This is a genomic window from Acinetobacter faecalis, assembly GCF_034187745.1.
GTDB lineage: Bacteria > Pseudomonadota > Gammaproteobacteria > Pseudomonadales > Moraxellaceae > Acinetobacter > Acinetobacter faecalis.
Window position 1 is genome coordinate 68,661 of the sequence record NZ_JAXHPF010000002.1, and the last position, 22,084, is coordinate 90,744.

Sequence of the window (22,084 nt, forward strand, 5' to 3'; positions counted from 1 at the left end):
GGACATCGGCAAAAAGCGGCACAGCAATAATCGCTGACAATTTAGATTCAGCGGCGATCCGAGTAACGTCGATGTAATATAACGCACGTTTGATAACGGCTTATTAACCTGAAGGAATCGCTAAAGCGATTGGGGCGCGAGATATCGTCCTCTAGTTGGACCGCACGCGCATACACAATGATTTGAAGAGAAATGTTCAGGTAATGAACTAAAATATAAGTGCGTGGGCAGAGTATAGCAGAGTTTTTTTAAAAGTCACCTATTTTAGTCAGCTAAACTAATTTTAATGATAAATAAGACTGATGTATAACAAGAAACATACAGTTTAAAAATCTACAATTAATCCAACCACACCATTAATAATCATATCGATTGCAATAGTACCAACCAAAAGCGCGGCAATTCGACCAACAATATCAACATAACGGTCAACATAATCTGCATGACTAACTTTTAAATTATCATGTGCGAATTTCATGAGAATTAATAAGCTACATGTAATAACCAAAGTTGCACCAATGACTGCCGCCGAACCTAATACTGAAATTTTAGAACCCGTAATGACTGATGCACTGACCGTTCCTGGTCCAATCATAAATGGCATTGCGATCATACCGGCTGCATTACCACCGCGAATATTACCAATGGTATCGGCACCTTCAAAAACAAAGCGATAACCAATAACCAAAAATATGATACCGCCAAAAATTTGAAATGCTTCAAAACGTACTTGAAGATATTGAGAGAAAATAGCCTCTCCACCCCATGCAAATAAAACAAATACTACATAAGAAATAATTGAACCTTGAATGAGTGCTTTATTAAAAACTGGCGCACTTAAATTTTTGATGAGTCCAAGCATATAAATACTCATCATAAATGGATTCAGCAAAGTAAAAAAAAGTGCAAAGGAGTGAATATAGTCAGTCAATTTAAATTCCTTTTAAACGATCTCAACATCGTGTCGACGTTATTTTGGTTTTCAATATTTTTTTATTCTAATGCTGTTTTCTTTTAGCTTAAAGCAACAGCTACAAAACACATAAACTCTAAAATAAAAAGCCCTCTTAATAAAGAGGGCTTTTTAAAATCTTCAAAAACTCGATATTCAAGTTCTACCAGTAAGTTTTTATTACTTAGCTGCATCACCCCAAGCTGGAACAACAGCTTGCATAAGTGGTTTAAGCATTTTCATAGAACAAGCAAGTACTTGGCCATTTTCCATAGATTCGCTACCACCACGTGCATCGACTACAGTACCACCAGCCTCTTTAACAATTAACTCACCTGCTGCGATGTCCCATGGTTTCAAACCAAGTTCGAAATAACCATCGAAACGACCAGCAGCAACGTATGCAAGATCTAATGCTGCAGAACCTGAACGACGGAATTGTGCGCCAGACTCAGTTACATTTAATAATGCATCGAAATGATTTTTTGCGTATGAAACAACTTCACCGTTACGAATTTTACGGAACGCATGACCAACAGATAAGAATGTGTTGTTCAAGCTGTCTTTCACATTTACGCGAATACGGCGTTGGTTCAACATTGCACCACGACCACGGCTTGCAGAGAATAGCTCATCTTTCACAGGGTCATAAATAACACCGTGTTGAGTTACACCTTTATGTTGAACTGCAATTGAAATACAGAAATGAGGAACGCCATTAATGAAGTTTAATGTGCCATCAAGTGGATCGATTACCCAACACCATTCAGCGTCGTGACCTTTACCTTCTTGATAACCAAACTCTTCACCAAGGAAGCTGTGGTTTTTATAGCTTTTACGTAGAGTATCGATAGCCAATTGTTCCAAGTAACGGTCTACACGCGTTACAGGACCATCAATCCCTTTTTCTTCGACTTGTAGATCGAGTTTATGACGATTTTGATGCGCTTTTAAAAGCTCTTGACCAACTAATTGAGCCGCACGCGCAGCCATAACCACCATAGGTTCCATTGAACACCCACTACAAATTTGAAGATACTGATAAAGAATAATGCATAAAAGCGCGTATATCTTAGCAAATATAAGCGCTTTTATGTTGAAAAAATGTTGTTAAATTTTAAATATTACGATGAAACAGCATTTGTGATTCGAAGCAAAGCCAGTTGAATAGAGGCTTCTATGCCTTTTTCATCTAATCCAGCTAGTTGTAGCATCTGTTCATGTGTCGCCTGATTCATGAAGCTATCTTCTAAACCTAAGTTTAAAATTGGCTTAACAATGCCTGCTTTTGCAAGGTATTCATTCACAGCACTACCAGCACCGCCCATAATGGCATGTTCTTCAACCGTCACGAATAATGCTGTGTTATCTGCAACAGCTGAAATCATTTGCTCATCAAGTGGTTTTACAAAACGCATGTTCACAACACGAACTGCGATTTCATTTTTTTGTGCAAATGATTGAGCCGCTTCCACTGCTGCTTGAACACGACTACCAAAAGCAAGTACTGAAATATACTCGTCATATTGTTCGTTAAATTTCGCAACAATTTCAGCCTTACCAATTTCTAAGGCTGTCATTTTTTCTTGCATATCGACACCCAAGCCTACACCACGTGGGTAACGAACGGCTGCAGGTCCTTTATGTAGATACGCTGTATGTAGCATTTGGCGACATTCATTTTCATCTTTAGGTGCCATAATAACAATGTTTGGAATAGTACGCATAAATGCATAATCGTATGCACCTGCATGTGTTGGGCCATCCTCACCCACTAAACCCGCACGATCTATACCAAAAGTCACATCTAAATTCTGTAAAGCAACATCATGAATAAGTTGATCGTATCCACGTTGCAAGAATGTAGAATAAATTGCCACAACAGGTTTTAGCCCTTCACAAGCCATACCTGCTGCCAAAGTCACCGCATGTTGTTCTGCAATTGCAACATCAAAAAAACGTTCTGGAAATTCTTTGGCAAATTGAACCATACCCGAGCCTTCACACATCGCTGGGGTAATTGCGAGTAAGCGCTCATCTTGTTTTGCTTCATCACACAACCATTGACCAAACACATCTGAATATTTTGGCACTTTATTTGTAGATGCTTTAGCATTTAATTTAGAAATTGCGTGATATTTAATTTGATCTGATTCTGCTGGTGCAAAACCTTTACCTTTCACGGTATAAATATGAATTAAACGTGGACCTTTACGCTTCTTTAATGCATTAAAAACGTGAACCAATTGGTTTACATCATGCCCATCAAAAGGACCAAAGTAATCAAAACCAATGGCTTTAAATAAGTTGTCTGCTGCATCTGTTGCAGATTCATGTAAACGCGAGCTATACGTCCATTCAGGATGTGACTGAACAAATGCCTCACCATCTTCAGTAATATTTACTGATTCACCACGCTCCCAAATTGCAGCTAAATGTTTAGCAAAACCACCTGTACTGCATGAAATAGACATATCATTGTCATTCAAAACAACCATTAAGTCTGCATTATGTGCAACAGCATCGTTCATCGCTTCAAAAGCCATGCCTGCTGTCATTGCACCATCACCAATAATAGCAACCACTTCGCAAGGGTCTTTTTGGTAACGACGTGCTAAAGACATACCTAAACCTGCTGAAATAGCAGTAGATGAATGTCCTACACCAAATGTGTCAAATACGGACTCTTCACGCGCAGGAAATGCAGCTAAACCATCTTTAGAGCGAATAGTTGTAAGTTCTTCACGACGACCTGTAAGCGCTTTATGCGGATAAGCTTGATGACCTACATCCCAAACCAAGCGATCTTTAGGTGTGTTAAAGCAATAATGCAAAGCCACTGAAAGTTCGACCACACCTAAGTTTGCACCAAAGTGCCCGCCACTTTGACCTGCTGCGTATAAAATGTATTGACGTAACTCATCTGCCAACTTTTCTAATTGGCTTTGCTCGAGTAAACGTAGTTGCTGTGGATGGTCTATGCCATCGAGCAATGGTGTTACAGGGCGAAGAGTTGGTATTTCGGTATACAACATATATGGCAAAGCCTTCTAAAGCCTGGCAAATACTAAGCTAGGTCAATGGGAATTAATCGATCATATAATCGAATGGTATCACCTTCAATCAGCAACACTTCTAGCAATGTAGTTTTGAGCTATGATTTTCAGTTTGGCGCGTATTTGGTGCGTAGATTATCCTGAATAATCCTACTCATTATCAACCATTATTCTCTTGTTTATACAAAAAAGAAAATCTTATACATAAATTATCGCTGCCAATTCTACTAATGTCTGAGCATTACGCTATACTTTATTCAATTATTAAACGATTTAACGGGTTAAGCTGTGCCTATAAAATTTGTTGCAACCTCAAAACTCCCAACCGCTTTCGGTGAATTTAAAATTACGGTTTTTCAAGATCCCCAAACAGGCGAAGAGCATGTTGCACTGTCTAAGGGCTTAGATACTCCGCCAACAGGTCCAGTACTTGTGCGTATTCATTCAGAATGCTTAACAGGCGATGCTTTTGCTTCTTTAAAGTGTGATTGTGGACCACAATTACAAGCTACTCAAAAGCTTATTAATGAAGCTGGTCAAGGCGTGATTCTATACCTTCGTCAAGAAGGTCGTGGCATTGGTTTAACCAATAAAATTCGCGCTTATGCACTACAAGATCAAGGGCACGATACAGTAGATGCCAATCTCATGTTGAACTTGCCTGCCGATGCTCGACGTTATGATATGTGTAATATCATGCTCGATCATTTAAAAATTAAAGAAGTTCAATTGATCACAAACAACCCACTTAAAATGAAAGCCCTTACAGATTTAGGTATTCAAGTTGTAGACCGTGTTCCACTTACAGTTGGTTTAAACCCGCACAACGAAGAATATTTAAAAACAAAACATGAGCGCATGTCGCACATGTACAAAACCGATGATTTTCAAATTTAAATAAATATAATCTAAAGCTCCCTAAATTTGACTGAACAGTTCAATATTTTAGGGAGCTTTTCATTTAAATCGTCATTGAGAAAATTTGTGTATTGGGCACTCTTCTTTTCATACGTAAATCAAATGCCATACAAATATTACGCACAAAGGGTTTTCCCTTTTCTGTAATAGACAATCCATTTTCATATATTTCTAGTAAGCCATCTTTCTGCATTTCGTCAAGTTGTGAAATTACCTCATCCACTTCTGGGAAATACATAGAAGCATCTGCCCAAGATGTTTTGAAAGTGCACATCATATTTAGAATATGTTTTCTAATAATTAAATCTTCATGACTTAAAACATGCCCACGAAATACTGGAATTTCATTATTTTCTAAACGAGCATAATAATCTTCCAATACCTTTTCATTTTGCGCAAAGCTGTACCAACTGTCTGCAATGGAAGATACGCCCAAACCAATCATCAATTGTGTTTTAGATGCGGTATAACCCATAAAGTTACGATGCAATGTGCCTTCTTGGAAAGATTGATACATACCATCTTTTTCTAAAGCAAAATGATCCATCCCAATTTCGTGATAGCCATTTTCAAGCAGTTTCTTTTTGCCCTCTTCATAACATTGACGTTTTAAATCATCTTTTGGTACATCTGCATCTTTAAAACCACGTTGACCATTACCTTTAATCCAAGGCACATGCGCATAGCTATAAAATGCCAAACGATCTGGCGTTAATTTATTGGTCTGTTCAATGGTATTTAAAACATCTTCTAAATTTTGAAATGGCAAACCAAAAACTAAATCATGTGAAATAGATTCATAACCAATTTCACGTGCCCACTGCGTTACACGCTCAACATTTTCAAAGGGCTGAATACGATGAATAGCTTTTTGAACGTTCTCATTATAGTCCTGAACACCATAACTCACACGGCGAAAACCTAAGTTATATAAGGCTTGCAGGTGTTCTTTTGTAGTGTTGTTCGGATGCCCTTCAAAGCTAAATTCGTGTGCATCTGCAATTTCAGATTTATCTAAAATTCCTTGAATAAGTTGTTGAATATGGTCAACTGAGAAGAACGTTGGTGTTCCACCACCCAAATGAATTTCTTTAATAACAGGCTTTTCTACCAATAATTCACAGTATAAGTCCCATTCTTTTAATACAGCTTGAATATAAGGTTGTTCAACTTCATGGCGCTTGGTCACACGTTTATGACAACCACAAAATGTACATAGGCTTTCACAAAATGGTAAGTGAATATAAAGACTTATACCTTCTGATTGATTAGATTCATCAAAAGATTTTTTTAAACTTTGCTTCCAAAGCTCAAGAGAAAAAGTCGTGTTATCCCAATAAGGAACCGTTGGATAACTGGTATAGCGTGGTCCAGGAACATTATATTTTTGAACTAAAGAAGTACCCATATTTACCCACTTTTTCGGCTACGTTGTGACCACAACTTAAATAATTTATACCGCAATTTCATACATTGTGATGGGCTTAATCAAATATTTCAACAACACAACGTAAAAGCCTTAGTGTTTTTAGGGCTTTTTAAATAACCAATCATCAACATCGATAAAAACCCCTTAAATTTTCTAAGATTTTATGTTTTGATGTACGCAATTAATAACTCCCTATGATGGTCGTGATGCAGAATCCTACTTCAGCTGATATTCAACGTGTTCGTGATTATTTAACAGACTTGCAAGCGCGTATTTGTGCCCGTTTAGAACAACAAGAACAAATTGGCGGTGGTTCGGCAGAATTTAAAATTGATGATTGGGAACGCCCTGAAGGTGGCGGTGGTCGTTCGCGTGTTTTACAAGATGGTACGGTCATTGAAAAAGGTGGCGTGATGTTCTCTCACATCAATATTTCAAAATTACCTGCTTCTGCTACAGAACGTCATCCTAATATTGCGGGTGCAAAAGCCCAAGCGATGGGTGTTTCATTGGTAATTCATCCTAAAAACCCAAATGTTCCAACTTCACATGCCAATGTGCGTTTATTTGTAGCTGAAAAAGAAGGACAAGATCCAATTTGGTGGTTTGGTGGTGGCTTCGACTTAACCCCATTTTATCCAAATGATGGAGATGTTTTATCTTGGCACCAAACAGCACACGACCTATGTGCACCATTTGGCGAAGATATTTATGAAAAACATAAAAAATGGTGTGATGATTATTTTTACCTGAAGCATCGTGATGAACAGCGTGGTGTGGGTGGTTTATTCTTTGATGATTTAAATCAATGGGATTTCAAAACGTGCTTTGAATACATGCAAGCGGTAGGTAATGGTTATTTAGAAGCAATTGTACCTATTTTTGAGCGCAACCAAGACAAACCATATACCGAAGCACAGCGCGACTTCCAGCTATACCGCCGTGGTCGTTATGTTGAATATAACTTGGTTTATGACCGTGGCACATTATTTGGTTTGCAAACTGGCGGACGTATTGAATCTATTTTGGTGAGTATGCCACCACTTGTAGCTTGGTCATATAGACCTGAATGGGATGAAAACTCTGCTGAAAAACGACTAACTGATTTTTATTTAAAACCTCAAAATTGGTTAAATGAGCTAAAAAAATAATTGCTCAACAAGTTAAAAGCCACCTATTTGGTGGCTTTTTTATGAGAAAAGGGTAGTAAATTACACACCAAATATATTTACATACATCTTTTAACTATCGTATTGCACTTAAATCCTGTTTAATGAAGTTAATCTATTCAGATTCGTTACAGCTATTCATCTTATTGACACACTTGGATGGCAAGTTACATCTAAGTTATCAAAGGAAATACACTGTGAATATAACAATCAATAAAAATACAATTTCATTCCTTGGAATGTCTGCGCTATTAATCTGTTCATTCATCATTACTTTGTCATTTGACAGCAATTTATCAGATGGTCTTTCTATTACTGTTAGCGTACTTTCAGCTATTTCTTTATTTTGTATTGCTGCTGTTATGTTATTCGAAGCTGTTCTAGATATTTGTAATCCAAGTCAATAATTTAGCACTATTCTAACGATCTTAAACCTATAAAAATCTGTGATAAATTGCATTGTTTTTCCGACTTTTTACTTCTTCCATTTTCACGTATATTGATTGCCATTTCAGCACAAGGATAATGCACAGTGAGCAAACAATTTGCAGTGATTGGTAATCCAATTGAACAATCACGTTCTCCAGAACTTCACCATGCTTTTGCAGAAAAAACTGGCATTTCACTTAACTACACTAAACGCCTAGCACCATTAGATGGCTTTGAAGCCAATATCAATGAGTTTTTTGGTTCTGGCGGTATAGGCATGAATGTCACTGTTCCTTTTAAAGAACAGGCCTTTACACAATGTGCTGTCATCACAGAGCGTGCCAAAATTGCGAAAGCCGTAAATACACTTTGGATGCAAGACGGCAAACTTCATGGCGATAATACAGACGGACAAGGTTTAGTCGATGCGATTCATGCGCTAGATTGGAATTTAAAAAATACTGAAATTTTAATTATTGGTGCAGGTGGTGCAACGCGTGGCGTAATTTATCCACTTGTAAAAGCAGGTGTGAAAAAAATTGTGATTGCAAACCGAACTTTAGCGCGTGCAGAACAACTTGTAGCTGACTTAAAAAATGCCGTTCCTGAAGCAGAACTTCAAGCCATTGCATTGACAGATTTAGCAGGTGATTTTGATATTGCAATTAATGCGACATCTGCAAGTTTAAGCGGTAATGCCCTACTCCTACCTGAAACACTTCAATTTAAACATGCTTATGAAATGGCTTATGGCAAACCATCTTCATTTTTAGACCAAGCAAAAGACCGTGGTGTACCAACTTCAGAAGGTTTTGGCATGCTAGTTGGTCAAGCAATTGAAGCTTTTTCAATTTGGAATGGCGTAAAACCTGACTTAAAAGACTTTATCTAAAAATCATTTAAAAATTAAACATAAAAAAGAATCTCTATTGAGGTTCTTTTTTATATTCGCACCTAAAAATAAATTAGATTTTAAATATCGGTAAATTATTTAGCATATACAATTCAGGCTGACACCATTAAGTCAAATTACAAATTATGACTTTTGCGCCCGATATAATTCATGCGTAATAATCCTGCATAAAATTAGATATATAAAACTCTATTTTCCTAGAAAACCATCTATTCTTTGTTGTTTGCTCATTGTAATATTGAATTAAATGATGCATAAATAAGGTAGAAAAACAGGATAGTTTTTTCCTATACCATCAACCAAATTAGCTTTTCTGACATTTTTAATAGCTTCAATAATCAATGTAATTTTACTGTAGATGTGAATAATCAAAACATCGACTTAGATAATCCAAAACAATTTATATATTAGGATTAAACATATGCCAGCGTATAAAGCACCTTTACACGACATTCGCTTTTTAATGAATGAAGTTTTTGACTTTTCGTCACATTACAAAACACTTTCCAACGGTGAATATGCAGATTCCGAAACTGTAAATATGATTTTGGAAGGCGCAGCAGATTTCTGCGAAAACGTTCTATCTCCTTTAAATCAATCTGGCGATGAAGAAGGTTGCCACTTTGAAAATGGTGAAGTAAAAACACCCAAAGGCTTTAAAGAAGCATATGACCAATTTGTACAAGGTGGATGGCAAGGTTTATCTTACCCTGAAGAATTCGGTGGTCAAAACTTACCGCAATCTTTAAATTTAATTAAATCTGAAATGATGGGTACGGCAAACTGGTCGTTCCAAATGTATCCAGGTTTAAGTGTTGGCTGCATCAACACCATTATGCAGTTTGGTACAGATGAGCAAAAAAATACCTATTTACCACATTTAGTTGCAGGTACTTGGGCGGGCACAATGTGCTTAACAGAGCCTCATTGCGGTACAGATTTAGGACAAGTTAAAACTAAAGCTGAAGCTAATGCAGATGGTACTTATGCCATTTCAGGTACAAAAATTTTTATTTCTGCCGGCGAACACGACCTAACAGAAAACATTATTCATATTGTTCTTGCGCGTCTTCCTGATGCGCCTGCTGGCACGAAAGGTATTTCATTATTTATTGTACCTAAATTCTTACCAAGTACAGATGGTGGCATTGGCGAACGCAATCCTGTGACTTGTGGTTCTTTAGAACACAAAATGGGGATTCGTGCTTCTGCAACCGCTGTTCTTAACTTTGATGGCGCAACAGGTTACTTAATTGGCGAGCCTAATAAAGGTTTACATGCAATGTTCACATTCATGAACACAGCACGTATTGGTACAGCTATTCAAGGTGTTGCACATGCAGAACTTGCATTCCAAGGTGCTTTACCTTATGCAAAAGATCGTATGTCTATGCGCGCACTTTCAGGTAAAAAAGATCCTGAAAAAGTAGCAGATGCAATTATTCATCATGCAGATGTTCGTCGTATGTTGCTTACTCAAAAAGCCATTGCCGAAGGCGGTCGTTCAATGATTTATTATGCTGCACAGCTTGCAGATAAAATGAACGATGCTTTACTTCGTGGCGATGAAGCTGCATTTAAAGAACATGATGAGCATTTAGGTTTCTATACACCAATTTTAAAAGGTTTCTTAACTGAATTAGGTTTTGAAGCTGCGAACCACGGCATGCAAGTTTATGGCGGTCATGGTTATATTAAAGAATGGGGTATGGAACAAATTGTTCGTGATTCTCGAATTTCTACGCTTTATGAAGGGACAACAGGTATTCAAGCTTTAGACTTAATTGGTCGTAAAGTTTTACTCTCTTCTAAAGGTAAAGTAATTCGTGATTACACAGCAGAAATTTTAAAATTCTGTGGTCAACATGCAACAAACAAATACATGCGTCGTTTTGCATGGGATTTAACAAAACTTTGCGCTCAATGGAATGCTTTAACTGTTCGTTTGATGCTTGCTGCACGTAAAGATCGTGATGCTGTATCTTCGGCTTCTGTAGATTTCTTAATGTTCTCTGGCTATGTGATGATGGCTTATTTCTGGGCTCAACAGGCTGCAGCAGCTTCTGAAAAACTTGCAGATGGCAATGGTGCAGAAGTTCCTGAATTCTATAAAGCAAAAATTAAAGTTGCAGATTTCTACTTCGAACGTTTATTACCACGTACGCAAGGTCATGCAGAATCTATGATTAATCCATCAAAAACACTGACTTCTCTTGCACCTGAACACTTTAGTTTCGATTACTAATTTTGACGTAAATAAAAAGACCGCTTAGGCGGTCTTTTTTATTTATATTCTTTTATAAAACTTAAACATCGTTGAAGCAAAGGCGAGACTCCAAAAAGTACATGCAATTAAAGCGACAATAATATGAACAATATGATTTATTAAACTCGGATTGAAAAAAGCCCAGATACTCATAAATATTATCAAAAGTAGAAACACACATCCCCAATATTTTCGGATGGTTTTTCTTTTCACTTGTGCAGAAGAAGGCATCCTAAGAAGATAAAAAATCACAGCTAACAATCCCAACAATGCACTTGAATGCTGTAATATTTTATAAATTGGAATCCCTAACTCATAGAGTAATAACTCTCTTTGTAAGAAAGAGAAATGAACTACAAAATATCCAGTTTTATGTGTAAATGAGTCCCATAAAATATGTGTAGAAATACCTAACAAAATAGAAATAACCACAGTAAAAATATTGCTCTTAAAATAAGAAAACCATTTTATATTTTTGAATTTAACAAACTTTCTCTTAAAAAAAAGAGGAGAGTTATTGATTAATTCGTCACGAATAAGAAAATGAAAAATAAAAGCTACAATAAGTGCTACAGGTAAGTCTAATAAAAAAATACCAGCCAAGTTATGTCCTATATCTCCTTGCATTTTCATTCTCAGAAAATACTCAAAATCAGGTGCGATACAGCCTAAAAGAATACCTGTTAACGACAATTTCTTTTGCTTTAGCCAAGGACTAAATATAAAGGTCGCAGCCGTATGTGAAAAAGTGAATGGCATAAATTCTATTTCTTATTCGTAAACATTGTGCGAACTTTAAAAAGATCATTCTAAGTAATGATCTTCTACTTCACAATATGACATTTATTTCTTAAATATTAATCAGGCATCCTATTTTTCACAAAAACTCTTCCAACACCGAATTTAAAAACACATGACCTTGTTCAGTACACGAGATTCGGTTTTCGTCAGCTACCATTAATTTACGTTTACGTAATGATGCTAATAATTCAGACAAATCATCCAAACTGTAGCCTGTACGCTCAGCATAAAGCTTGGCATCCACCCCATGATTCAACCGAAGTGCATTCATCATAAATTCAAAAGGCATGTCTTCTTTTTCAATTCGCTTATATTGCAAATTTTCTGCAGGAACTTTAGCTAAATAATCTTTCGGCAAGCGTGTTTTTTGAAAACGATACACACCATCTTTTTGCGTGACTTTACCGTGTGCACCCGCACCAATTGCTAAATAATCGCCAAACTTCCAGTAATTTAAATTATGTGCAGAAGGCTTTTCTTTGCGCCAAGCCGAAACTTCATAATTAACAAAACCTTGTGCTTTTAAATACGTCTCACCCCGTTCTTGAATACCTTCCAAAACATCATCTACAGGTAAAATGGGCTGTGTTCTAAAAAAAACTGTATTCGGTTCAATCGTCAGTTGATACCAAGACACATGCGTAGCACCACTTTCAACCGCAAGCTGCAAATCTAACAATGCTTGTTCTAAGGTTTGTTCAGGTAAGCCATGCATTAAGTCTACATTTACCCGCTCAAAACCTGCTTCTTTGGCATTTTTAATTGCAGAAATTGCATCATCATTTGAGTGAATACGACCTAATTTTTGCAAATGATCGGTATTAAAACTTTGCACGCCAATCGAAAGTCGGTTAATTCCTGCTTTTAAATAACCTGCAAAAGGATCATGCTCAACTGTTCCAGGGTTTGCTTCTAAAGTAATTTCACAACCATATTCAAAAGGAAGTAATGCTTTTAACTCTGTAAATAACCATTCATAACCCTTTGCAGAAATGAGCGATGGCGTGCCTCCACCAATAAATACGCTATGAATTGTACGTCCTTGGGCAAAGTCTATTTGAGTTTTAAAATCTTCAACCAACGCTTGTAGATATTCTTGTTCTAAATCTAAAGACAATTTTCCATCGGGCACCGCATGCGAGTTAAAGTCGCAGTATGGGCATTTGCGCACACACCAAGGCATATGAATATATAGAGACAACGGCACATTTGCAGGATTTAACTCAGACAAGGAGATCACTCAAGAATAAAACTTTGCAAATTTTAACATGAGAGATTCTATTGCTCATGAAATATATTGGTATTTACTTTAAACTGATGAAAATTACACAAAAAATAGACAGATCAAAATGATAAAAATATCAAGTCAGCTTATGTGGTTACTGCCGCTTGCAATGGGTATTGGCATTGCTTTGACCTTTCAAACTGCAATTAACACTCAACTTCGCGATTATGTACAATCTCCTTTACAAGCTGCCCTTTTCTCATTTTTGATTGGTACAATACTGCTTTGCTTTTTAGTGTTTGTTCAAAATTCAGCGAAACCAAATTTTGGCGATATTATCGCTATGCCTTGGTATTTATGGATTGGTGGATGTTTAGGTGTTTATGCAATTAGCATGAGCCTTTTTGCCGCGCCTAAATTGGGTTTGCTTACACTTTCAGGCTTAATTATTTTTGGTCAAATCTTAACATCTATGATTTTTGATCAATTTGGTTTATTCGGTGTCGAAAAAACACCAATTAACTGGCAACGCTTTTTAGGTGGCGTAGTGATTTTCATTGGTGTGCTTCTCACTTTACAACGCTAATTTTTAAGTACTAAGCACCAATTTAAGAGTTTTTTAGTGTCTAAAGTTATAAGTACAGGTTACGAGTTAAAACAACTATTTAAATTAATGATCCCCATTTTGATCACTCAATTTGCCCAAGCAGGTTTTGGTCTAATTGATACCATTATGGCAGGACATCTTTCTGCAAATGATTTGGCTGCTATTGCTGTTGGTGTAGGTTTATGGATTCCAATCATGCTACTTTTTAGCGGCATTATGATTGCAACCACGCCTCTAGTTGCTGAAGCTCAAGGTGCACGTACGCCTGAAAAAATTGCTACGATTGCCCGTCAATCTTTATGGGTAGCGCTCGTATTAGGAATTATTGCAGGCTTAATTTTACAGACTATGCCTTTTTTACTTCCTTTATTTGGCGTGCCTGAAGCATTATTACCTAAAGCAAGTTTGTTCTTACATGCCATTGGTTTAGGAATGCCTGCGGTAACGATGTATGCAGCTTTACGGGGTTATTCAGAGGCTTTAGGTCATCCTCGCCCTGTAACCGTAATTAGCTTAGTTGCGCTTGTTGTACTTATTCCGTTAAACCTTATATTTATGTATGGCTTAGGACCTATTCCTGCTTTAGGTTCAGCAGGTTGTGGGTTTGCTACATCTATTTTGCAATGGTTAATGTTCTTTGCATTAGCACTTTATATTTTCAAAGCACAGGCTTACCAAAATTCTCAACCTTTTACCTTCTTCGAAAAAATAGATTGGTATTGGGTTAAACGCATTATGGCACTCGGCTTTCCTATTGGTTTAGCTATTTTCTTTGAAGTAAGTATTTTTAGTACTGCCGCAATTGTGCTCAGTCCATTGGGTGAAGTAACCGTTGCAGCACATCAAATTGCTATTTCTATTACTTCACAATTATTTATGATTCCAATGTCACTGGCGATTGCGCTGACCATTCGTATTGGCACCTATTATGGTGAAAAAAATCTACTCGCAATGCGTAGAGTTCAATTATTAGGGTTAGCAACAGGCACCGTACTTGCGCTTGTTTCTATGATCTTACTTTGGTTTTTCCGTTCTGAGATTGTGTCATTTTACACAAGTGATTATGACGTAACGCATATTGCTGTTTTTCTTGTGCTATTTGCGATTGCTTACCAACTAATGGATTCTTGGCAAGTGAGTGCCGCAGGCTGTTTGCGTGGCATGCAAGATACCAAAGGTCCTATGTGGATTACCATGCTTGCCTATTGGGTTATTGCATTCCCTGTAGGTATTTACTTAGCACGCTTCACTGAAATGGGTGCAGCAGGTGTATGGATTGGTCTTATTGTTGGATTAAGCGTTGCCTGTGTTTTATTGTTAAGTAGGTTGTATTTCAACAATAAACGACTTGCTCAAAAGTTTTCTTAAATTTAATAATGCTTCAATTAAAGCCGAACATTGTTTCGGCTTTATTTTATTCTTCTACTAAAAGATTCATAAATTCTCCATCATCTTAACAAAATACAGTAGGCAATTTGCTGTTCTACACTTATTATCAAAGTCATCATATAAAAATGATCTGAAGGAAAATCGAATGGCTAAATCGGCTAGCACGCCCGGTCGTCGCTTTATGAAGCTTGCAAGTATGACTGCAAGTATTGCGACTAAAACTGTATCCAACTCGATTAAAAATCTCACCGCAGATGAAGATCAAAAGAATGCATCTAGAAGCCAAATGTTCCAAGAAATTGGAATTCAAATTGCCGACACTTTAGGGGAAATGAAAGGTGCGGTCATGAAAGTTGGTCAAATTGCATCTCAATATAAAGATATTTTCCCACCCGAAGTTGCACGTGCTATTTCAAAATTACAAAGACAAGCACCAGCTATGCCTTTTGCCGAAATTAAAGCGCAAATAGAAAAAGAGCTTGGAAAGCCGCTAGATCAAATTTTTAAAAGCTTCGATGAAACACCTTTTGCCGCGGCATCAATTGGACAAGTTCATAAAGCCACTTTGCCAAATGGCGAGCAAGTTGTTGTAAAAGTACAATATCCAGGTGTAGATGAAGCCTGTGAAAGTGACTTAAAACAAGTTCGCTTGGCACTTCGCTTAATGGGTGTTTTAAAAATTGACCGTAAACTTCAAGATCAATTATTCAAAGAAATTCAAGAAAGTTTAGATAACGAACTGAACTATCAAATTGAAGCACAAAACTTAGAAGTTGCTCGAACTTTCCATGAGTCTTTAGACAGTAAAATTATTATTCCACGTGTATTCAAAGACTTTTCATCTCGTCATATTCTCACCTTAAGTTTAGAACAAGGTGAAAATATTGAAACTGCAAGTACTTGGTCACAAGAAACGCGCAATGAATTAGGACGCCGCTTATTCAAAGCCATTGGACAAGAAATTTTCTATTTAAAACGTTTCCACTGCGATCCTCACCCGGGCAACTTCGCATTTAGAGAAGATGGTTCGGTTATTGTTTATGACTACGGCGGTGTAAAAACACTTTCTACAGAGGTCATTGGTCACTTTAAAGAATTGGTTAATGCTGCACGTGAAAGTAATCTTAATGAAATAGAACAAAGGTTAGATGATCTTCATTCTTTAACCGAACTTGGGAAATTCCCAGAAGATTTATACCAAGAATGGCTTGAAGTATTAATGCGCCCACTGACAACACAATATGATTTTGCGGAAAATTCTGCGCATCATGATGGTGTGGAATTAGTAAAACGTTCTTTAAAATATTGGGATGTATTTAAACCGTCTCCAGATACTTTAATGGTGAACCGTACCATTTCAGGTCAGTATTGGAATCTTATTCACTTAAAAGTGAATGATAATTTAACTGACGTGTTTGATGAGCTAGTGCCTCCACGCCGTTAATTTAAAGATATAAATATCTTTACAATTTGCAACGCATATTTATTTGCCGCACAAAATGTTATATTATAACATTTCAATTATAAAGTAATGGCAGAGAATTTATGCGTCCCAATATCCATCCTGAATATAGAGAAGTTCTTTTTCACGATACAAATGCAAATGCATTTTTTGTAATTGGCAGTACTTTGCAAACATCTCAAACAAAAGAGCATGAAGGTAAAACCTATCCTTATGTCACTTTAGATATTTCAAGTGCATCTCACCCATTTTATACAGGTGAACAACGTCAAACTTCAAATGAAGGACGTGTTGCAAGCTTCAATAAACGTTTTGCTCGTTTCAAACGCTAACAAGCTGTTCAGATAATTTTAAGAAAACAAAGATAAAGTACTTCCATTCCCCAGCCTAAGTAATACTCCAGTACTTAGGCTTTTTTTATTTATTGATTGATCTTTATAGTCTTATTATTTACTTTCTAGAATAAATTGAAATATATAGAAACCTATCGCAAGTACAATCACACCCAAAATTAAGCTACTTAACGCATAGGCCAAAGCAAGTGGAAATTGCCCTTGTTTAATCAGCTGAAAGGTTTCTAAACCAAAACTTGAGAATGTGGTGAATCCACCTAAAATGCCCACCATTAAAAGTAAGCGTGCTTCATTTTGTAAAATTAAAAACTTCTGACTAAATGCAAAAAATACACCCGCAAGAAAACAACCAATCAAATTGACTGACCACGTTGTCCATGGAAATAGCCCCATAGGTTTTGCAAACCATACACCTGCGCCATAACGAAGAGTTGCACCAATAGCACCACCAAGCGCGACCAACAACCAATTCATGAAAAATCCAGTTTATGTTGCATGTTAAATGCTACGTACAATGACTTATTATTTGAATTTATTTATAACATTAAAACTAAATTTGAATGATTAAATTTAGTGAAAAAATTGCTATAGTCGGCACAGTTTCAAAATGTTTTTAAAGGATAAAGAGAAAAATGGCACAAGAATTATTGGCGCAACTTAATGCAAGTACCGCAAAATTTTCTGATGTAATTGCATTTATTGAAGCACGTTATACGCATACACCAACTGCGTTTAAAAATGGTGCTCAAGCCAATGCGGCTACAGAAAACCAAGGTAGCGCTAAAGTATTTTCTTTTGCTCAGATAAACAGTTTAAACCAAGAACAAACCTTAAGTTTGTTTGCAGAACATTATGCTTCTGTACTTGCAACACCTGAAGCAACAGATCATCAAAACATTCGTCAATTTATGATTCATGGTTGGGATGGTATTTCTTTTGATGGTACAGCTTTAATAGCAAAATAATTGAAAATTAAATAATAAAAACCGCTTAAAAATAAGCGGTTTTTTTTGTTTTAAAACAAACTTATTAATATTGATGATTAAGCTTTTTCAATCCACTGAATTGAACTTACACGGAAAACTTCACATGCACCATCACCTGTATCTGTAGGACTTAAAGATGATGTCCATACCAAATCTTTATCTTTAATTTCAACCAATTCACCTTTTAAACGCACTAAATCGCCACGTTTAACTTGCTTAATTTCTTTAGCAATTTCGGGGTTCGCAGGAATAATGTGCATATTCGACACCATTTGTACTGCTAACTCTTTAGGAACTGGAATTTTATCCATTTTCCAATTTAAAAAGCGGTCGTATTGCCTTACGTAAATTTGGCTCGCAATTTCAGGCTGAGCAAATAATCCCCAACTTACAGCATAATCAATAGGTGAAAACTTTGCTTGTTCATCGTCTGTATAAATTTTTGAACCTAAAATGCGAAAGTCACCTTTAAAATCTTTAAGTGGTGCAATCGATTGCGTACTTTCTACAGGTTCTAAACCTTTGGCGATGTTATATGCCGTAGATGCATGGGTTGTCATTTGTAGCATTGAGCCTACAAGCAACATACTCAACAATAAACGTTTCATTATAAACACCTCACCGTTTGCATTTTTACAACACAATATGAACTTCTTAAACGTGTTCATTTTATTGTCTTTAAATTTATAGCATTTTCATCTTAAACCTACATTAAGAAGAAATTTTATATTTTTCGTAACAATCAGAATCTTTTTAGTCTATTTTTAATGATGAATTTAATCTTGAAAATCTATGCGAATAGTTTCAAAGCGCACACGTCCATTTTTAATAGCTTGTTCAATTGCCTGCTGACCTTTGGTTAATCTTGCACCGCCACTTTTAATATCAATAAGCACAACTTCTATATCTTCGGCAGAGCCATCACCATCTCGAAAATCTGTATATCCATCAAAAACAACATAATCTACAGGATCGCCTAGAAATTTTGCATCGCTTGGTAAGTATTGAAACTCTGGCATAATAGGTGCAAGTTGCTCTGCCATCTTGCCTTTTAAAACTGCACGACTTGTATTTACACTGCGTTTTTGAGCATGAATTAATGCTTGCTGATGTTCCAATTCTAGCTCGGCAATATATTGTTCATATTCAGCCTTAATACGTCCATTGCGTGAACCACTTAAAATAAGTGTTGTTAGCACAATACCAATACACACACCAATCAACATTGCCATCCAGATGGACATCGTACCTTCCTAAATTTTTTAATAAACAAATAAGTAACACAGCATACGACTTTTGTGTTGTGTCATATTTCAGTCAAAAAACAATGATATGCTAGCTGCGAGCAGAATTATATCTTTCTTTATTAGTTGGGTTATGAAAACGATACTTGTTGCAAATCAAAAAGGCGGCTGTGGGAAAACACTTACAGCGATTAGTTTAGCATCTGCTTTAGCACAAAAGGGTTATCGTGTTGCACTTGCCGATGCGGACAATCAAAAATCCTCAATGCAATGGCTGAAGCAACGCCCTCAAACTGCTGCGCCTATTGCAAGCCTAGATTGGCGACATGAAAAATCAATTGGTGATGCACCTAAAAATATCGAATATTTAATTATTGATGCACCGGGTGCGCTTTCTGGCGAACACGCTGAACAACTTGTAAGTGAAGCACATGCTATTATTACGCCCTTACAACCCTCTTTCTTTGATATAGACAGTACACGTCGTTTCTTAAAGCATTTGCAAGATATTAAGCGCATTAGAAAAGGAAAAGTTCAAATTCTATTGCTTGCAAACCGTGTAAAACCGAATGGCATTAATTCTAAAGAGATGCAGGATTTTTTTGCCAAAGTAGAACAAGCACCTGTTGCTTGGATTTCAGAACGTAGCGCATACGGTCAACTTGCTATGCAGGGTTTAAGTATTTTTGATAAAACCCAAAAGAACTTTGTCGAAATTCAAAAGCAATGGCAACCTGTGCTACACGCCATTATTGAAGACCCAAGCGAGTGGTTTTAAACTGAAGTAGAAATCACTTGAGTTAAACCAAACATACATATAAAAAGTTATTCACCATTACTTACTAAGCATTCATTTGCGGATGATTTTTTTTGAGTTAATATGGCTTATGAATTAAGGAATAACTCAGTGAATTCAGTACAAAAATACGCACCAACAATACAAAAGTTTTTGTTATTTGGTCTTTTTTTCATTCTGCTTTATTTAGGCTTTGATGTTCTAAAATACTTCATTGTGCCTGTTCTTTGGGCGGCAATTATTGCTTATATGACATGGCCTCTCTATCAAAGAATTCTTAATTTTTGTGGTAAAAAAAGACCAACTTTAAGTGCAACCATCATGATTCTTTTGGTGGTTCTCGTTATTGGTGTTCCTGTTATTTGTGCAATATTCCTCTTACAACATGAAGGTCGAAACCTCTATTTCTCTCTTCAAAAGCAAGTATTTTCTGGGCATTTAAATGTGCCAGATTTTATTCGTGAACTTCCTGTCGTTGGCAAAGAAATTTCTCGTACGCTTAATGACATTAATCAAGACCCGAATAGCATTATTCAAAATATTTCAGCTTGGATTCAGGGTCATTTAAATTATGGTAAAGCTGTACTGAATGAAGTCAGTAAAAATGTTTTCAAACTTTGTTTTGCTGTAATGTCTTTATTTTTCTTCTATAGAGATGGTCAAACCATTTTAAACCAAGTGCGTAAAGCATTTGAAAAAGTCGTTGGCCCGCAAATTCATCACTATATTTCTACAATTTCAGATACAACTCGTGCTGTTGTTTATGGTGTTGGTTTAACTGCTGTTGCCCAAGCACTTTTAGCAGGTATAAGCTACTTTGTTGCAGGCGTGCCTAACCCAATGGTACTTACCATTGTGACTTTCTTATTTGCACTTATTCCTTTTGGCCCTCCTATTGCCTACACATCTGTTTCTTTATGGTTGTTCTCGCAAGGGCAAACTATTGAAGCAATTGGTGTAATGGCATGGGGTGTTTGTGTGGTTAGTACAGCAGATAATGTGATTCGTCCTTTAGTTATTTCAGGTGCAACTCAAATTCCATTCTTACTCATTATGTTTGGTGTATTAGGTGGTTTAGCAAGTTTTGGCATGGTTGGCTTATTTATTGGCCCTGTAATACTTGCGGTGTTGTTAGCAATTTGGCGTGAATGGTTACACGAAGCTCAGCCTGAACCTATTCTTATGCCTAAAGGCACTTTGGTTTATGACTTAGAAGATGAGTTGCAAAACTCTACTCAAGATCATATCGATACACCAAAAAAATAAGTGAAAAGTGTTATACATTAAAGCACTTAAATATCCACAAATTCTCCCTATTCCTTTGTTTGAATAAAAAAACGATATCATCAAAATCATCAAAGGAATAGAGTGCATGTCATCTATGTTTAAACTGAGCCTACTGGCTTTGACAGGCTCATTTTTATTTACAGGCTGTGTTTCTACGCCATCTCAAATTGAAAATAAAAAAACAGTTACCATAAATGCGGTCTCTGCAAATGGCATTGATGCCAAAATCGGTTCTATTGAATTACAAGATAGTGCTGCTGGCTTAGTCATTAAAACTAATTTAAACAACCTTCCATCTGGTCCACACGGTTTCCATATTCATGAAAATGGCTCATGTGAACCTGCTGAAAAAGATGGAAAGCTTGGTGCGGCACTTAGCGCAGGTGGTCATTACAATCCGCTTAAAGTAGGAAATCACGGCAATCCACTTACAGGGCATATGGGTGATTTACCATTATTAAATGTAGAAAATGACGGAACTGCAAAAGTATCACTTCTTGCGCCTCGTTTAAAACTTCAGGATATTCAAGGTTTAGCCGTAATGATTCATGCAGGTAGTGATAATTATTCTGACGATCCTAAACCATTAGGTGGTGGAGGTGATCGTATTGCTTGTGGCGTTATACAATAAAACTGTGGATAAAATTTAACTTATACACATTATAATATTGATGGGAAAAGTGGAATGTTTAAGCTACTTTTCCCTTTTTACATTTCAATCCCCCTCTACTTATTTAACCTATTTTAAATTGACAGCTCACTCAAAAAAGTTCAGTGTAAAATTCACTCTAAAAAACAGCTC

22 protein-coding genes are annotated in these 22,084 nt (G+C 36.6%); 13 read left to right on the forward strand and 9 right to left on the reverse strand.

What is annotated here, in order from left to right; translation table 11 throughout:
- Nucleotides 1–325 precede the first annotated feature (325 nt).
- From SKM54_RS02240 to dxs, 3 genes are all read right to left on the reverse strand, one after another.
- Nucleotides 326–931 (reverse strand): MarC family protein, encoded by a 606-nt coding sequence (locus SKM54_RS02240; RefSeq protein ID WP_321087606.1) that lies wholly within the window; start codon nucleotides 929–931, stop codon nucleotides 326–328.
- Nucleotides 932–1,132: 201 nt separating this feature from the next.
- Entirely contained in the window at nucleotides 1,133–1,963 is an 831-nt protein-coding gene (locus SKM54_RS02245) for an inositol monophosphatase family protein (protein WP_321087605.1), read from the reverse strand.
- A 113-nt stretch (nucleotides 1,964–2,076) separates the two neighbouring features.
- Nucleotides 2,077–3,987, reverse strand: a complete 1,911-nt coding sequence (gene dxs, locus SKM54_RS02250; RefSeq protein WP_321093802.1) for a 1-deoxy-D-xylulose-5-phosphate synthase — start codon at nucleotides 3,985–3,987, stop codon at nucleotides 2,077–2,079.
- A 309-nt stretch (nucleotides 3,988–4,296) separates the two neighbouring features.
- Here dxs and ribA point away from each other — a divergent pair, with 309 nt between their 5' ends.
- A complete protein-coding gene (ribA, locus tag SKM54_RS02255) occupies nucleotides 4,297–4,905 on the forward strand; it encodes a GTP cyclohydrolase II (RefSeq protein WP_321087603.1) in 609 nt (202 codons plus the stop codon).
- 64 nt (nucleotides 4,906–4,969) lie between these two features.
- Here the strand turns inward: ribA and hemN are convergent, their stop codons facing one another.
- The gene (hemN, locus tag SKM54_RS02260; RefSeq protein ID WP_321093804.1) at nucleotides 4,970–6,334 is read right to left on the reverse strand and encodes an oxygen-independent coproporphyrinogen III oxidase; all 1,365 of its coding nucleotides are present in this window, start codon (nucleotides 6,332–6,334) and stop codon (nucleotides 4,970–4,972) included.
- A 227-nt stretch (nucleotides 6,335–6,561) separates the two neighbouring features.
- On the opposite strand from hemN, the gene hemF reads away from it, so the two are divergent.
- From hemF to SKM54_RS02280, 4 genes are all read left to right on the forward strand, one after another.
- Nucleotides 6,562–7,506, forward strand: coding sequence for an oxygen-dependent coproporphyrinogen oxidase (gene hemF, locus SKM54_RS02265; RefSeq protein ID WP_321087601.1), 945 nt, complete (start codon nucleotides 6,562–6,564; stop codon nucleotides 7,504–7,506).
- A 215-nt stretch (nucleotides 7,507–7,721) separates the two neighbouring features.
- A complete protein-coding gene (locus tag SKM54_RS02270; RefSeq protein ID WP_154771830.1) occupies nucleotides 7,722–7,931 on the forward strand; it encodes a hypothetical protein in 210 nt (69 codons plus the stop codon).
- A gap of 125 nt (nucleotides 7,932–8,056) precedes the next feature.
- Nucleotides 8,057–8,845: a shikimate dehydrogenase gene (gene aroE, locus SKM54_RS02275; RefSeq protein WP_321087600.1), complete on the forward strand. Its 789-nt coding sequence runs from the start codon at nucleotides 8,057–8,059 to the stop codon at nucleotides 8,843–8,845.
- A 442-nt stretch (nucleotides 8,846–9,287) separates the two neighbouring features.
- Nucleotides 9,288–11,111, forward strand: coding sequence for an acyl-CoA dehydrogenase C-terminal domain-containing protein (locus SKM54_RS02280; RefSeq protein ID WP_248102917.1), 1,824 nt, complete (start codon nucleotides 9,288–9,290; stop codon nucleotides 11,109–11,111).
- A 42-nt stretch (nucleotides 11,112–11,153) separates the two neighbouring features.
- Here the strand turns inward: SKM54_RS02280 and SKM54_RS02285 are convergent, their stop codons facing one another.
- A complete protein-coding gene (locus tag SKM54_RS02285; RefSeq protein WP_321088908.1) occupies nucleotides 11,154–11,891 on the reverse strand; it encodes a DUF4184 family protein in 738 nt (245 codons plus the stop codon).
- Nucleotides 11,892–12,009: 118 nt separating this feature from the next.
- On the reverse strand, nucleotides 12,010–13,164 hold the full coding sequence (hemW, locus tag SKM54_RS02290; protein WP_321093807.1) for a radical SAM family heme chaperone HemW: 1,155 nt from the start codon (nucleotides 13,162–13,164) through the stop codon (nucleotides 12,010–12,012).
- 118 nt (nucleotides 13,165–13,282) lie between these two features.
- On the opposite strand from hemW, the gene SKM54_RS02295 reads away from it, so the two are divergent.
- The 4 genes from SKM54_RS02295 to SKM54_RS02310 all read left to right on the forward strand — a co-directional run bounded on the left by SKM54_RS02295 (nucleotide 13,283) and on the right by SKM54_RS02310 (nucleotide 16,948).
- Nucleotides 13,283–13,744 (forward strand): DMT family transporter, encoded by a 462-nt coding sequence (locus SKM54_RS02295; protein ID WP_321093809.1) that lies wholly within the window; start codon nucleotides 13,283–13,285, stop codon nucleotides 13,742–13,744.
- 87 nt (nucleotides 13,745–13,831) lie between these two features.
- Nucleotides 13,832–15,133 carry an MATE family efflux transporter gene (locus SKM54_RS02300; protein WP_321094116.1) on the forward strand — a complete coding sequence of 434 codons (1,302 nt, stop codon included), beginning with the start codon at nucleotides 13,832–13,834 and terminating at the stop codon, nucleotides 15,131–15,133.
- A gap of 166 nt (nucleotides 15,134–15,299) precedes the next feature.
- Nucleotides 15,300–16,598: an ABC1 kinase family protein gene (locus tag SKM54_RS02305; protein WP_321093811.1), complete on the forward strand. Its 1,299-nt coding sequence runs from the start codon at nucleotides 15,300–15,302 to the stop codon at nucleotides 16,596–16,598.
- A gap of 101 nt (nucleotides 16,599–16,699) precedes the next feature.
- Nucleotides 16,700–16,948 carry a type B 50S ribosomal protein L31 gene (locus SKM54_RS02310; RefSeq protein WP_321093813.1) on the forward strand — a complete coding sequence of 83 codons (249 nt, stop codon included), beginning with the start codon at nucleotides 16,700–16,702 and terminating at the stop codon, nucleotides 16,946–16,948.
- 114 nt (nucleotides 16,949–17,062) lie between these two features.
- Here SKM54_RS02310 and crcB read toward each other — a convergent pair whose 3' ends face one another.
- A complete protein-coding gene (gene crcB, locus SKM54_RS02315) occupies nucleotides 17,063–17,443 on the reverse strand; it encodes a fluoride efflux transporter CrcB (protein ID WP_248102902.1) in 381 nt (126 codons plus the stop codon).
- Between the two features lie 158 nt (nucleotides 17,444–17,601).
- On the opposite strand from crcB, the gene SKM54_RS02320 reads away from it, so the two are divergent.
- A complete protein-coding gene (locus SKM54_RS02320) occupies nucleotides 17,602–17,934 on the forward strand; it encodes a HopJ type III effector protein (protein WP_321093816.1) in 333 nt (110 codons plus the stop codon).
- A gap of 77 nt (nucleotides 17,935–18,011) precedes the next feature.
- Here SKM54_RS02320 and SKM54_RS02325 read toward each other — a convergent pair whose 3' ends face one another.
- Together SKM54_RS02325 and SKM54_RS02330 are read right to left on the reverse strand one after the other, a co-directional pair.
- Nucleotides 18,012–18,542 carry a hypothetical protein gene (locus SKM54_RS02325; protein WP_407060864.1) on the reverse strand — a complete coding sequence of 177 codons (531 nt, stop codon included), beginning with the start codon at nucleotides 18,540–18,542 and terminating at the stop codon, nucleotides 18,012–18,014.
- Between the two features lie 189 nt (nucleotides 18,543–18,731).
- Nucleotides 18,732–19,199, reverse strand: coding sequence for a Holliday junction resolvase-like protein (locus tag SKM54_RS02330; RefSeq protein WP_321093817.1), 468 nt, complete (start codon nucleotides 19,197–19,199; stop codon nucleotides 18,732–18,734).
- A 133-nt stretch (nucleotides 19,200–19,332) separates the two neighbouring features.
- Between SKM54_RS02330 and SKM54_RS02335 the strand changes: the two genes are divergently transcribed.
- The 3 genes from SKM54_RS02335 (at nucleotide 19,333) to sodC (ending at nucleotide 21,913) form a co-directional block, all read left to right on the forward strand.
- The gene (locus SKM54_RS02335) at nucleotides 19,333–19,977 is read left to right on the forward strand and encodes a ParA family protein (protein WP_321093819.1); all 645 of its coding nucleotides are present in this window, start codon (nucleotides 19,333–19,335) and stop codon (nucleotides 19,975–19,977) included.
- Nucleotides 19,978–20,079: 102 nt separating this feature from the next.
- A complete protein-coding gene (locus SKM54_RS02340) occupies nucleotides 20,080–21,261 on the forward strand; it encodes an AI-2E family transporter (protein ID WP_407061291.1) in 1,182 nt (393 codons plus the stop codon).
- 106 nt (nucleotides 21,262–21,367) lie between these two features.
- A complete protein-coding gene (gene sodC / locus SKM54_RS02345) occupies nucleotides 21,368–21,913 on the forward strand; it encodes a superoxide dismutase [Cu-Zn] SodC (protein WP_248102887.1) in 546 nt (181 codons plus the stop codon).
- The last annotated feature ends 171 nt before the right edge of the window (nucleotides 21,914–22,084 follow it).